Source organism: Salegentibacter sp. BDJ18, assembly GCF_017579965.1.
In the GTDB taxonomy this organism is placed as follows: domain Bacteria; phylum Bacteroidota; class Bacteroidia; order Flavobacteriales; family Flavobacteriaceae; genus Salegentibacter.
Genome location: NZ_JAFLQX010000013.1, coordinates 205,865 through 218,759 on the forward strand (window position 1 = coordinate 205,865; position 12,895 = coordinate 218,759).

The 12,895-nt window shown below is 37.2% G+C and carries 13 protein-coding genes; 9 read left to right on the forward strand and 4 right to left on the reverse strand.

The window, feature by feature from the left end; translation table 11 throughout:
* Positions 1–3: 3 nt before the first annotated feature.
* On the reverse strand, positions 4–1,284 hold the full coding sequence (locus J0871_RS08120) for an amidohydrolase (protein ID WP_208224760.1): 1,281 nt from the start codon (positions 1,282–1,284) through the stop codon (positions 4–6).
* A gap of 164 nt (positions 1,285–1,448) precedes the next feature.
* On the opposite strand from J0871_RS08120, the gene J0871_RS08125 reads away from it, so the two are divergent.
* The 4 genes from J0871_RS08125 (at position 1,449) to J0871_RS08140 (ending at position 5,672) form a co-directional block, all read left to right on the forward strand.
* The gene (locus tag J0871_RS08125) at positions 1,449–3,770 is read left to right on the forward strand and encodes a UvrD-helicase domain-containing protein (RefSeq protein WP_208224761.1); all 2,322 of its coding nucleotides are present in this window, start codon (positions 1,449–1,451) and stop codon (positions 3,768–3,770) included.
* Positions 3,771–3,837: 67 nt separating this feature from the next.
* The gene (locus J0871_RS08130; protein ID WP_208224762.1) at positions 3,838–4,050 is read left to right on the forward strand and encodes a DUF2945 domain-containing protein; all 213 of its coding nucleotides are present in this window, start codon (positions 3,838–3,840) and stop codon (positions 4,048–4,050) included.
* Between the two features lie 64 nt (positions 4,051–4,114).
* Entirely contained in the window at positions 4,115–4,735 is a 621-nt protein-coding gene (locus tag J0871_RS08135; RefSeq protein WP_208224763.1) for an L-threonylcarbamoyladenylate synthase, read from the forward strand.
* Between the two features lie 100 nt (positions 4,736–4,835).
* The gene (locus J0871_RS08140) at positions 4,836–5,672 is read left to right on the forward strand and encodes an alpha/beta hydrolase (protein WP_208224764.1); all 837 of its coding nucleotides are present in this window, start codon (positions 4,836–4,838) and stop codon (positions 5,670–5,672) included.
* Positions 5,673–5,742: 70 nt separating this feature from the next.
* Here the strand turns inward: J0871_RS08140 and J0871_RS08145 are convergent, their stop codons facing one another.
* The 3 genes from J0871_RS08145 to J0871_RS08155 all read right to left on the reverse strand — a co-directional run bounded on the left by J0871_RS08145 (position 5,743) and on the right by J0871_RS08155 (position 8,127).
* On the reverse strand, positions 5,743–6,576 hold the full coding sequence (locus J0871_RS08145; protein ID WP_208224766.1) for an OmpA family protein: 834 nt from the start codon (positions 6,574–6,576) through the stop codon (positions 5,743–5,745).
* Positions 6,577–6,667: 91 nt separating this feature from the next.
* Positions 6,668–7,663 (reverse strand): glycosyltransferase family 2 protein, encoded by a 996-nt coding sequence (locus J0871_RS08150; protein ID WP_208224768.1) that lies wholly within the window; start codon positions 7,661–7,663, stop codon positions 6,668–6,670.
* Entirely contained in the window at positions 7,660–8,127 is a 468-nt protein-coding gene (locus tag J0871_RS08155; protein ID WP_208224770.1) for a type I restriction enzyme HsdR N-terminal domain-containing protein, read from the reverse strand. Before J0871_RS08155 ends, J0871_RS08150 begins: the two co-directional genes overlap by 4 nt.
* A gap of 75 nt (positions 8,128–8,202) precedes the next feature.
* Here J0871_RS08155 and holA point away from each other — a divergent pair, with 75 nt between their 5' ends.
* From holA to J0871_RS08180, 5 genes are all read left to right on the forward strand, one after another.
* Entirely contained in the window at positions 8,203–9,207 is a 1,005-nt protein-coding gene (gene holA / locus J0871_RS08160) for a DNA polymerase III subunit delta (RefSeq protein ID WP_208224772.1), read from the forward strand.
* 1 nt (position 9,208) lies between these two features.
* Positions 9,209–10,111, forward strand: coding sequence for a 1,4-dihydroxy-2-naphthoate octaprenyltransferase (gene menA / locus J0871_RS08165; protein WP_208224774.1), 903 nt, complete (start codon positions 9,209–9,211; stop codon positions 10,109–10,111).
* A gap of 83 nt (positions 10,112–10,194) precedes the next feature.
* The gene (locus tag J0871_RS08170; protein WP_208224776.1) at positions 10,195–10,875 is read left to right on the forward strand and encodes a metal-dependent hydrolase; all 681 of its coding nucleotides are present in this window, start codon (positions 10,195–10,197) and stop codon (positions 10,873–10,875) included.
* 27 nt (positions 10,876–10,902) lie between these two features.
* A complete protein-coding gene (locus tag J0871_RS08175) occupies positions 10,903–11,937 on the forward strand; it encodes an o-succinylbenzoate synthase (RefSeq protein ID WP_208224777.1) in 1,035 nt (344 codons plus the stop codon).
* 3 nt (positions 11,938–11,940) lie between these two features.
* Complete coding sequence (locus J0871_RS08180; protein WP_208224778.1) at positions 11,941–12,882, forward strand: CPBP family intramembrane glutamic endopeptidase; 942 nt, start codon at positions 11,941–11,943, stop codon at positions 12,880–12,882.
* The last annotated feature ends 13 nt before the right edge of the window (positions 12,883–12,895 follow it).

Genomic DNA, 12,895 nt, shown 5'->3' on the forward strand with positions numbered 1-12,895 from the left:
AAATTATTGGTTTAGGTAATCTATAGCCAGTTGAGACATTGTTTTTACACCCAGTAACATTCCGCTTTCGTCAATAAAAAAGTCGGGGGTGTGATGCGGTGCGGGTTCGGTAGAATCTAAAGGTTTTCCGCCAAGAAAATAGTAAAAACCGGGTACTTCTTCCTGAAAGAAAGAAAAATCTTCCCCGCCGGTGGTGGCTTTGGCTAAAACCACGTTTTCTTCTCCAGCGACCTTCTGTAACGTAGGTAACATTTTGCTGGTAAGTTCAGGATCGTTATAAGTAATGGCGGTATTATTTTGAATTTCTACCGTAGCTTCCCCGCCATAAGCTTTCGCGATTGCCGGAACCATTTCGTTCATTCTTTTCAGAATTAATTTTTTCATATCTGGATCAAGAGTTCTTATTGTACCAATCATTTCGGCAGTTTCCGGAATTATATTAAAGCGAACGCCACTGGTGATTTTTCCTACGGAAATTACCGCAGCGGCAGATACCAGTTTCGATTCCCGGCTAATGATGGTTTGCAAACCATCTATGATTTTTGCTGAAATAAGAATAGGATCGGTCCCGCTCCAGGGAGCAGATCCGTGGGTTTGTTTTCCTTTTACATTTATTACAAAACGTTCTACAGCAGCCATAGTGCCTTCAGGTTTATAACGAATTGTTCCCACGGGTGTTTCCGAATTTATATGAAGCCCGAAAATTGCATCTACATCAGGATTTTTTAGCACACCCTCTTTGATCATAAGCGAAGCACCACCTTCTTCGCCCGGCGGCGGACCTTCCTCGGCGGGTTGGAAGATAAACTTTACCGTGCCATTTATTTTATCTTTATGCTTTGAAAGCACTTCAGCAACACCCATCATAATTGCGATGTGAGTATCGTGACCACAGGCGTGCATTACCCCGGTTTCTGAACCTAAAAATTCTGTTCTTACTTCAGATTTAAATGGGAGATCATTTCTTTCGGTTACTGGGAGCGCATCAATATCTGCTCTTAAAGCCACGGTTTTGCCTTCATTATCGCCTTTTAGAATTCCTACCACGCCGGTTTTTGCAATTCCGGTAGTAGTTTCAATTCCCAAACTTTGTAAATGAGCTGCAATTTTTTTAGCGGTTTCGGTTTCCCGGTTGGAAAGTTCAGGGTGCTGATGAAAATCCCTTCGCCACTCAATCACCTGTTCTTCTATTTCTTCAGCAGCCGAATTAATTTCGGGATTAATCTCCTGCGCCGCTAAAGTAAAGCTGAAAAGCCCAAGAAAGCTGCATATAATTTTTTTCATAGTAAATTTATTTAGCGCTCAATTTGAATTGCAGAATTTTAAAGATATTAAAAACTTAAGCAATTGCTCAAAGCTAATCTGAGTTTGTTTAAAACAAAGTAGGTTTACGGGTTTATAAATTGTATCATTTTGGTTAATTTCACGCATTTAAAAAACTGAAGAGATTGGAAGCTTATTTAGCCGAATTAAATGATGCACAACGCGCGCCTGTACTGCAAAAGGATGGCGCAATGATTGTGATTGCAGGAGCAGGATCTGGAAAAACGCGGGTACTTACTTACCGTATTGCTTACCTTATGAGCCAGGGTGTAGATCCCTTTAATATTTTGTCTTTAACCTTTACGAATAAGGCTGCAAGGGAAATGAAAACCCGTATCGCTAAGATTGTAGGGAACAGTGAAGCGAAGAACCTTTGGATGGGTACTTTTCACTCCATTTTTGCTAAGATCTTACGCTTTGAAGCTGATAAATTGGGCTATCCCTCAAACTTCACGATTTACGATACACAGGATTCGCAAAGTGTAATTAGGGCGATTATAAAAGATATGCGCCTGGATAAGGATGTTTACAAATACAAGCAGGTTTATAGCAGAATTTCTTCTTATAAAAACAGTTTAATCACGGTAAAAGCCTATTTCCAAAATCCGGAATTAAAGGAAGCCGATGCGATGTCTAAAAAACCGCGTTTAGGGGAAATCTACCAGGAATATGTAGAGCGTTGTTTTAAAGCCGGCGCGATGGATTTTGATGATTTGCTGCTGAAAACCAACGAACTTTTAAACAGGTTTCCTGAAGTGCTTCATAAATACCAAAACCGTTTCAGGTATATTTTGGTAGATGAGTACCAGGATACTAACCATTCTCAGTATTTAATTGTAAAAGCACTTTCCGATAAGTTTCAGAATATATGCGTGGTGGGAGATGATGCGCAGAGTATTTATGCTTTCCGCGGGGCGAACATTAATAATATTCTGAATTTTCAGAAAGATTACGAGAATGTGCAGATGTACCGGCTGGAGCAAAATTACCGCTCTACCAAAAATATTGTAAACGCTGCAAACTCCATTATTGAAAAGAATAAAACTAAGCTTGAAAAAGTAGTTTGGACAGCCAATGATGAAGGGCCAAAAATTGTAGTAAATCGTTTGCTTACCGATGGGGAAGAAGGCCGTTTTGTTGCGGGTTCTATTTTTGAAAATAGAATGCAAAACCAGATGAATAACGGCGATTTTGCGATTCTTTATCGAACCAACGCCCAGAGTAGGGCGATGGAAGACGCTCTCAGAAAAAAGGAAATTCCGTATAGGATTTACGGCGGACTTTCATTCTACCAGCGAAAGGAAATTAAAGATGTACTCTCTTATTTAAGACTTTTGATTAACCCGAAAGATGAGGAAGCGCTTAAGCGGGTAATTAATTATCCTGCCCGTGGAATTGGGCAAACTACCATGGATAAATTGAGCATTGCCGGAAATCAATATGGCAAGACCATTTTTGAAATTATTGAAAATATAGATCATCTGGATCTAAAAATAAATAGAAGTACCCAGACCAAGCTTAATAATTTCGTGAATATGATTAAGAGTTTCACGATTTTAGCCGAAAACGCCGATGCTTTTACTGTAGCCGATACTGTGACCAAAAAAACCGGTTTGGTTCAGGAATTAAAGAAAGATGGTACTCCGGAAGGAATTGCTCGAATTGAAAATATCGAGGAATTATTAAACGGGATCAAGGATTTTGTGGAAGGTCAAAAAGAACTGGCAGATGCCGATGGTTCTCTGGCTGAATTCCTGGAAGATGTAGCGCTTGCTACAGATATGGATAAAGATACCGGCGATGACGACCGCGTGGCTTTAATGACCATTCACCTGGCAAAAGGTTTGGAGTTCCCATATGTGTATATTGTTGGGTTGGAAGAAGATCTTTTTCCTTCAGGAATGAGTATGAATACCCGAAGCGAACTGGAAGAAGAACGCCGATTATTCTATGTGGCACTTACCCGTGCCGAAAAACAGGCTTACTTAACTTATACGCAATCTCGATACCGTTGGGGGAAATTGGTAGATGCTGAACCAAGTAGGTTTATAGAAGAAGTAGATGAGCAGTATATGGATTATATGATTCCGCAGGATGATTATAAATACAAACCGCTTATAGATACCGATATTTTTGGGGATGATATTGATAAAAGTAAACTGCGACAAACCAAGCCTAAAAAAGGAACTCCGCCGCCTGCACATAAACCAAGCGAGTCGCAGTTAAGAAAACTTCGGAAATTAAAACCCGCAAGCCCGGAGCCAGAAAAAGCTACAAATGCTATAAAACTGGAAGCCGGTAACGTGGTAGAACATATGCGTTTTGGGAAAGGAAAAGTGCTGGCCATAGATGGTGTTGGGCAGGATAAAAAAGCCGAAATAGATTTTGAAAATGGCGGAATTAAAAAGTTACTGCTAAGGTTTGCTAAATTGAAATTGATCTCCTAAATCTCGTTAAACTTCTGTTATATAAAGCCGCTTCACGCGGCTTTCTTTTTATCTTCAAAATAAAAAAATGATTAGAGAAGGTAGCAATGTTAGTTGGAAATGGGGTGATGGAGAAGCAAAAGGAAAAGTGACCGAAACTTGTACCAAAGAAGTCACCAAAACAATAGCCGGCAGTGAAATTACCCGAAAAGGCGAAGAAGACAACAAAGCACTTTTTATAGAGCAGAAAGACGGAAGCAAAGTACTGAAGTTGGAAAGTGAAGTTTCTAAATTAGATTAATCAGGCTATTTCAAAATTATCTGCACGAAAATTTGTAAATTCTCAATTACTAAAAATCATAATTATGGCTGAATTACTTAAAATTTATGACGAAAATCCGAGTCAAAAACATATTAATAAAGTAGTAGAAGTCCTGAAGAATGGTGGACTTATTATTTATCCAACCGATACCGTTTATGGCCTTGGATGTGATATTACCAATACCTCAGCTTTAGAAAAAATTGCTCAAATTAAGGGGGTAAAACTAGAAAAAGCTAATTTCTCCTTTATTTGCGAAGACTTAAGCAATCTATCGGATTACGTAAAACAAATAGACTCGGCTACCTTTAAAATTCTCAAAAGAAATCTTCCAGGACCATATACTTTTATTTTACCCGGAAATAATAATCTTCCAAATGTCTTTAAAAAGAAGAAAACCGTTGGGATTAGGGTGCCAGACAATAATATTTGTAAAAGTATTGTGGCTACTTTAGGAAATCCAATTGTTTCAACTTCTATTTATGATGAAGATGAGGTTATAGAATACACCACAGATCCCGAATTAATTAAAGAGAAATGGGATCACCTGGTAGACCTTGTAATTGATGGTGGGTATGGTGATAACATTCCATCTACCGTTATAGATCTCACAAATTCTGAACCTGAAGTAATAAGGGAGGGAAAAGGAAGTATTGAAATTATGTAGTTTTAAATAAAATTTTTGATAACACGTTAAAAGCCTGCTAAATGCAGGCTTTACTTTTTTATCGGGATTTTTAGTGCATACCTTATTAAAAAAATAAGCAATGAATTATATAGAGACTAAAAACGAAGAAAAAGGTAATAAAATTAAACTTTTTTATGAAGATTATGGGGAAGGGCAACCGGTAATTCTTATTCACGGCTGGCCTCTAAGTCACAGAATGTGGGAATACCAGGTAGAGAAAATTGTAGATGCAGGGTTTAGATGTATAAGTTACGATCGCCGCGGCTTTGGGGATAGTGACAAACCCTGGGAAGGTTACGATTACGATACATTGGCTTCAGATTTAAACGATGTAATTACAGCACTGGGACTTTCTGATACAATTATTGTAGGTTTCTCTATGGGTGGAGGAGAAGTTGCCCGTTTTATAGGGAAATATGGAACCGCCAATGTATCTAAAGCTGCATTAATCTCTGCAGTACCACCTTTTATGCTGAAAACCGATGATAATCCCGATGGGCTTGAGAAAGAAGTTTTTGAAGGTTTTAAAGAGGAGATTAGAAAAGACCGCGCAGGTTTCTTAGCTGGATTTGGCGATAAGTTTTACAATTATGATAAAAATAAAGATCGTATTAGTAAAGATCAAAAACATTACGATTGGAGTATTGCCTGCAAAGCTTCAGCTAAAGCCACCCTGGATTGTGTAGATTCTTTTGGATTAACAGATTTTAGAGAAGATTTAAAACAGTTTGATGTACCAACGCTAATAGTCCATGGAGATGACGATGAAATTGTGCCAATAGATATTGCCGGTAAGAAAAGTAAAGATCTGGTTAAAGATAATACTTTTGAAGTAATTAAAGGCGCACCACACGGCCTGGTGATGACGCACAAAAAGGAGTTTAATGAGATCTTATTGCGCTTTTTAAAGAAATAGCATTATCCCTTATTAGAAAGTAAAAAACCCCGCAATTGCGGGGTTTTTTTATATTTAAAAGAATCAAAGCTTATTTAGCAGATTTCATTCCTTCTTCGATCATTCCGTAGAATTGATCAAGTTTAGGAAGAACTACAATTCTTGTTCTTCTGTTTTTTGCACGACCTTCAGCAGTTTCGTTAGTTGCTACAGGAACATAGTAACTTCTACCAGCGGCAGTCATTCTAGCTGGTGCTACACCAAACTCATCCTGAAGAATTCTAACTACAGAAGTAGCTCTTTTCACACTAAGATCCCAGTTATCTTCAAACATTGAAGTTTTGATAGCTTTATCATCAGTATGTCCTTCTACCATAAACTCGATGTCTGGCTTATTTTTAACTACAGTAGCAACTTTACCAAGTACTTCTTTAGCACGGTCGGTTACATTGTATCTTCCACTGTCAAATAAAAGTTTGTCAGAAATAGAAACGTAAACTACACCTTTTTCAACATTTATTTCAATGTCTTCATCGGCCATATTACCCAAAGCACCTTTTAAGCTTGTTACAAGCGCTAAAGTTACAGAGTCTTTTTTGCTAATAGCATCACGCATACTCTGGATAGCAAGATCTTTTTCTTTAATGCTTTCAAGAGAACGCTCAAGGTTTTCTGCTTCTTTCTTAGAAAGAGTGGCAAGGTCACCTACGTTGTTAAGCAATGCCGCGTTGGTATTGTTAAGTCTTGTGATTTGCTGGTTAAGGTTTTGTTTATCTTCTAAACACGCGTTTAATTTAATGGTTGCAGTGTTTAGTTCATCCTGGGTTTGTTTTTGTTTTTCTTCCAGTTCAGCGTATTTCTTATTAGATACGCAAGAGGAAAACAAAAGAACGGCGGTTGCCGATAAAAGCATAATTCGTTTCATAATCTTGTAATTGTTATTAATGTTAGATGATTCAAAAGTATCAAAAAAAAGTAAAGCGGAAAAAGAAGCTTTACTATAAGTTTGAATACCTTTATTTTAATTTAGAAAATTCATTTTTGCCTAAACAAAAATAAGACCAAATAATAGATTTTACCTGATAATATTCAGAGTTTTTTGTAATTCTTCTTCGTTTTCTATGCATTTTTTGAAAATTACGGTAAAAGGCGGTATGCGCCTGCAGGATTGCATGTAAATGTGAGAATTTCCCATTTACCAGAAATTTGATTCCCGCAATCCCATCCAGGATCATTCTCATAATTAAAATGCTGTAAACATTGGGTGTGGGAACATTCTTTAAAAGCATATATAAACTGTTTCTAAAGTTGAAAAACGTCTTCCGGGGATTCATACTATCCAGGGTAGCACCACCCACGTGGTAAACGTTGGAAATTCCAGAAAATTTTATTTGATAGCCCAAATTACGGATGCGCCAACATAGATCTATTTCTTCCTGATGGGCAAAAAAATCTTCGTCGAGCGCACCGGCCTCCCAATAAACTGTATTTCTAATTGCGAAACAAGCACCACTGGCCCAAAAAATAGGAGTATCGTCATTATACTGCCCTTGGTCTTCTTCTAAAGTTTCAAAGATCCTCCCACGGCAAAATGGATAACCGTATTTGTCAATATAGCCCCCGGCGGCCCCGGCATATTCAAAGTAGTTTTTTCTTTTAAAATCAAGTATTTTTGGTTGAACTGCAGCCGTTTTAGGTTCGTTTTTAAAGATTTCAAGAATAGGGTTTAGCCAGTTTTTAGTAACTTCTACGTCACTATTTAGCAAGACAAAAATATCTTCGGATAAACCGGAAAGCGCATCGTTATAACCTTTGGCGAATCCGCCGTTCTCTTTATTCTGAATAATTTTTACCTGCGGAAAATTTTCCTGTACAAATTCTACTGAATCATCTGTAGAAGCATTATCGGCTACGTAAATATTAGCTTCTTCAGAAAAACGAATTACCGAAGGCAGAAACTGCTCCAGTAAACTTCGGCCATTCCAATTTAAAATTACTACTGCAGTGGTCATGATTTTTCAGAAGTTTTAGAAGAAATATAATTGGGAATTTCAGGTAGAAAATGATATTTCTCTTCTTTGTAATCCAGTTTGCAGAAGTAGTGCTGCAATCCATTGGTAAGCATTAAATAATCGGCTTTTAAACTCAAATTATACCTGGCGATCTGGTCAAAAACTTCCTGGGTTATTTTAATATGTGGGGCTTTACATTCTACCACCACTTTTATTCTTCCGTCAGGATAAAAAACTACCGCATCATAGCGTTTAGTAAGCTTTCCCAGTTTTAATTGTTTTTCAACATTAATATGGTTTTTAGGATAATTCTTATCTAAAGTAAGGAATTTAACCACGTGTTGTCTCACCCATTCTTCGGGAGTTAAAACCACAAATTTTTTCCGGAGTTCATCAAAAACGGCTATTTTATTTTCACTATTTTTGAACCGGAACGAATATTTTGGAAAATTAAGCGCTAACATAGGCCAAAAGTAAAAAAGAAAACCACAGCGCAGCAAGCTTCAGTTTAATTTAAAATTCAAAAATCCTTCACCTTAATGGAAGAAGCAAAAGAGATTGTAAATAATATTCAAAAAGGTAGTGTATCGCCGCTTTACTTTTTAATGGGCGAAGAACCTTATTATATAGACAGGATCTCAGATTTTATAGCGCAAAATTTACTGGCAGAAGAAGAAAAAGGTTTTAACCAAATCATTATGTATGGTCGCGATACCAATATAGATGAAATTGTGAGCAATGCCAAGCGCTACCCTATGATGGCTGAAAGACAGGTGATTATTGTTAAAGAAGCACAAGATCTTTCCAGAAGCATAGAGAAACTGGTAGATTATGCCGAAAATCCGCAGCCTACCACCACTTTGGTTTTTTGCTACAAATATAAAAGCCTTGATAAAAGGAAGAAGCTTTCTAAAGTTTTAAAGAAAAACGGGATTCTATTTGAAAGTAAACGCCTTTATGAAAACCAGGTGGCCGACTGGATCATGAAAACCCTGAAGGCAAGAAACTATACCATTTCTCCAAAAGCAGCACAGATGTTGGTAGAATTTTTAGGAATTGATCTAGGAAAAATTGATAACGAATTGAATAAACTTCAATTAATTACGCCTGAAGGAACTCAAATCACTCCCGAGCTTATTGAGCAAAATATAGGAATAAGTAAAGACTTTAACAATTTTGAACTGCGGAAAGCCATTGGAATGCGAGATTCTTTAAAGGCGCACCGCATTGTAAATTACTTTGCCCAAAACCCGAAAGACAACCCAATGGTGGTGACTATTTCGCTTTTATTTTCTTATTTCTCACAAATTATGCAATATCATGGGCTGCCCGATAAATCTAAGGCTAACGTGGCCAAACAGCTTAAAGTGCATCCTTATTTTGTTGGGGATTATATAGCCGCAGCAAAAAATTACCCGATGAAAAAAGTGAGTCAGGTTATTGGCTTGCTGCACGAAAGTGACGTAAAAGGAAAAGGCGTGGGCGCGGTGAATATTTCTCATGGCGATTTACTTAAAGAATTAATGGTTAAGATCTTAAACTAAAATGGGTAAAATAAATTCATGGATTAGCGCTGCCAGGTTAAGAACTTTACCATTATCGGTTTCAGGGATTATTGTTGGAACCACCATTGCGGTTAACGAAGGTGTTTTTAGTATTACTATTTTTAGTCTTGCACTAGCCACCACTTTAGGCTTACAGGTGCTTTCAAATTTTGCCAACGATTATGGAGATGGGGTAAAAGGAACCGATAATGAAGATAGGGTAGGCCCGCAACGGGCCATACAAAGCGGACTTATTTCTCAAAAGGAAATGTTTCAGGGAATTGTAATCACTGCAATTGTTACCTTATTATTTGCTGTTTTACTTATTTATGCTGCTTTCGGGAAAGAAAATTTAGGTTATGCTTTATTTTTTTTCCTACTGGGAGTTGGGGCAATTGCTGCAGCCATAAAATATACAGTTGGTAAATCGGCTTACGGTTATCGTGGGCTGGGAGATGTTTTTGTGTTTATTTTCTTTGGTTTGGTTGCCGTTTACGGTTCTTATTTTTTATATGCACATCAATGGAACTGGTTAGTGATGCTTCCGTCATTCAGTATCGGTTTTTTAAGTATGGGGGTTTTAAATCTCAATAATATGAGAGATAGAATTTCTGATGAAAAAGCGGGAAAGAATACTCTTGTAGTGAAACTCGGCGCTAAAAATGCCAAAAACTATCATTATGCACTTATTCTGGGAGCCATACTTTGTTTGGTTTTATTCACCGTACTTACCCTGGAAAGTGTAAACGATTTTTTTTATCTGCCGGCTTTTATTCCTTTAATAATGCATCTTAAAAGAGTGGTAGAAAATGAAAATGCTACTTTACTAGATCCTGAACTTAAAATTTTAGCCCTTTCTACCTTTGCCACCGCTGTACTTTTTGGTTTAGGCCAGATATGGTAAGAAGTTTAACAAAATTATATATTTGGGCGTTTCTAACCTTTTTCAGCGAATCCTTAAATTAGGGCGAACATAAAAATTACATTATGAAAATCACGTATTACGGACAAAGTTGCTTCGGAATTAAAATAGCAGATATCAATGTTTTGGTAGATCCGTTCATTACCGGGAATGAACTGGCCAAAGATAAAATCAATATTAAAGATATTAAAGCCGATTATATTTTGCTGACTCACGCACACCAGGATCATACCTTAGATGCTGAAGAAATTGCCCAAAACACTGGCGCTGTAATTGTGAGTAATTTTGAGATCGCAAATCATTACGAAGAAAAAGGGATTGAAGTTCACCCAATGAATCACGGCGGAAGCTGGGATTTTGAATTCGGAAAAGTAAAATACGTAAATGCAATTCATACCAGCTCTTTTCCCGATGGAAAATACGGCGGTCAACCCGGTGGATTCGTAATTGAAGGAGAACACAAAAATATTTATATTGCCGGCGATACTGCTCTTACTATGGATATGAAATTGATTCCGCAGCGCACTACTCTAGATCTTGCAATTCTCCCAATTGGTGATAATTTTACAATGGGTGTAGAAGATGCCATAGTAGCCAGTGATTTTGTAGAATGTGACAAAGTTTTGGGTTGCCATTATGATACTTTTGGTTATATTGAAATAGACCACGAAGAAGCAAAAAGAAAATTCTTTGATGAAGGTAAAGACCTTATGCTTCTTGAAATAGGAGAGAGCCTGGAACTTTAATTTCAACTTTTTCCGCAATAAAAATATATGCAGGCAGATTATAAAAAGTATATCTTAAAATTTAAGCGCCCCAGCGGAACTTCGCGGGGCGTTCTTACTACTAAAGAAACCTGGTTTTTAAAAATTACCGAAGGCGATAAAATTGGTTTTGGTGAATGCGGTATTCTTAGAAGTCTGAGTGTAGACGATAGGCCAGATTACGAAGAAAAATTGCAGTGGGTTTGCAACAATATTAGTTTGGGCGAAACGATGCTTTGGGAAGAGTTAGAAGAATTCCCCAGCATTCAAATAGGAGTAGAAATGGCTTTTAGATCTTTAAAAGCTGAAAATCCATTTGAAATATTCCCTTCAGAATTTACAAAAAGAAAAGCTTCAATTCCTATTAACGGATTAATATGGATGGGGGAGAAATCATTTATGAAATCCCAGATTCAGGAGAAAATTGAAACGGGATTTGATTGTATTAAAATGAAAATTGGCGCGATAGATTTTGAAACCGAACTGGAGCTTTTAAAATATATTCGCTCTGAATTTTCTTCCGAAGAAATAGAATTACGCGTAGATGCAAATGGAGCTTTTAAACCTGAAGAAGCCCTGGAAAAACTGAAGCGTTTAAGTGAATTTCAACTACATAGCATAGAGCAACCTATAAAACAGGGACAGCTGAAGGAAATGGCAGGTTTATGCCTGGAAACTCCGCTGCCAATTGCTTTAGACGAAGAATTGATTGGCGTTTTTAATGTAACAAAGAAGAAAGAATTGTTACATACAATAAAGCCGCAGTATATAATTTTAAAACCCAGTTTAATCGGTGGTTTTAAAGGCACACAAGAATGGATAGATTTAGCCGAAGAAAACAATATTGGCTGGTGGATCACCAGTGCTTTAGAAAGTAATGTAGGGCTAAATGCAATTTCCCAATTTACTTATACAAAAAACAATAAAATGCCCCAGGGACTTGGCACCGGAAGTTTGTATACCAATAATATTCAAAGCCCTTTAGAGGTAGAAAAAGGAAATATTCAATATAATCCGGCTAAAAGCTGGGAATTTAATTTTTAGTAAATGTATATAGCGCAGGCGTTTCGGTATCATCATGAATTATGGAGATACATTATTGGGGTAGTTATAATTATGATTGCGGTTTTTATGGCCCAAATCCCGTTTCTGATAGCTCTTTTTTTGGAAGGTGGGTTTGATGCCGCTATGGACGAAACAGCAGTTTTAAAAGTCTTTGATTCTAATCTAACGTTGTTTTTCTTATTATTACCTTTTGCAGCCGGATTGGTGGCGGTTTTATTCAATGCAAAATACCTGCATTCGCAGCCATTAAAAACCTTAACCACTACACGAAAAAAAGTAGATTGGAACCGGTTTTTCTTTGCTTTTACCCTGGTAGCTATCTTTACTATCTTAACCACCCTGGCATATTATTTCTTTTATCCTGAAGATTATCAGTTAAATTTTGAACCCACCTCATTTCTTATTCTGGTAGGAATTGCGGTTATATTTATTCCATTGCAAACCAGTTTTGAGGAATATATGTTTCGGGGGTATTTAATGCAGGGATTGGGTGTGTTTGCTAAAAATCGCTGGGTTCCATTATTTCTAACCTCTATTATTTTTGGTGGACTGCATTATTTTAATCCAGAGGTAGGCCAGCTGGGAGATATCATTATGATACACTACATTGGCACAGGATTTATGTTGGGAATTATGACGCTAATGGATGAAGGTCTTGAACTGGCACTGGGCTTCCACGCCGCCAATAATTTGGTAGCAGCGCTACTGGTTACTGCCGACTGGACTGCTTTCCAAACCGAATCTATATTTAAGGACGTTTCTGCACCTATAGCAGGTTTTTGGGATGTGGCCATTCCAGTATTTATAATTTATCCCCTTTTTCTTTTCATTATGGCTAAAAAATATGGCTGGAGCAATTGGAAAAATAAACTTTTCGGAAAAGTAGAAAAACCCGAAACCTTAAAACTTTCAGAAGAAAGTTAAATTTATCATTACA

Coding starts and splice junctions, on each gene's coding strand:
- J0871_RS08120 (WP_208224760.1), bottom strand. CDS start 1,284: ATGAAAAAAATTATATGCAGCTTTCTTGGGCTTTTCAGCTTTACTTTA.
- J0871_RS08170 (WP_208224776.1), top strand. CDS start 10,195: ATGAAAATCACGTATTACGGACAAAGTTGCTTCGGAATTAAAATAGCA.
- J0871_RS08175 (WP_208224777.1), top strand. CDS start 10,903: ATGCAGGCAGATTATAAAAAGTATATCTTAAAATTTAAGCGCCCCAGC.
- J0871_RS08155 (WP_208224770.1), bottom strand. CDS start 8,127: ATGTTAGCGCTTAATTTTCCAAAATATTCGTTCCGGTTCAAAAATAGT.
- J0871_RS08150 (WP_208224768.1), bottom strand. CDS start 7,663: ATGACCACTGCAGTAGTAATTTTAAATTGGAATGGCCGAAGTTTACTG.
- J0871_RS08140 (WP_208224764.1), top strand. CDS start 4,836: ATGAATTATATAGAGACTAAAAACGAAGAAAAAGGTAATAAAATTAAA.
- J0871_RS08180 (WP_208224778.1), top strand. CDS start 11,941: ATGTATATAGCGCAGGCGTTTCGGTATCATCATGAATTATGGAGATAC.
- holA (WP_208224772.1), top strand. CDS start 8,203: ATGGAAGAAGCAAAAGAGATTGTAAATAATATTCAAAAAGGTAGTGTA.
- menA (WP_208224774.1), top strand. CDS start 9,209: ATGGGTAAAATAAATTCATGGATTAGCGCTGCCAGGTTAAGAACTTTA.
- J0871_RS08135 (WP_208224763.1), top strand. CDS start 4,115: ATGGCTGAATTACTTAAAATTTATGACGAAAATCCGAGTCAAAAACAT.
- J0871_RS08130 (WP_208224762.1), top strand. CDS start 3,838: ATGATTAGAGAAGGTAGCAATGTTAGTTGGAAATGGGGTGATGGAGAA.
- J0871_RS08145 (WP_208224766.1), bottom strand. CDS start 6,576: ATGAAACGAATTATGCTTTTATCGGCAACCGCCGTTCTTTTGTTTTCC.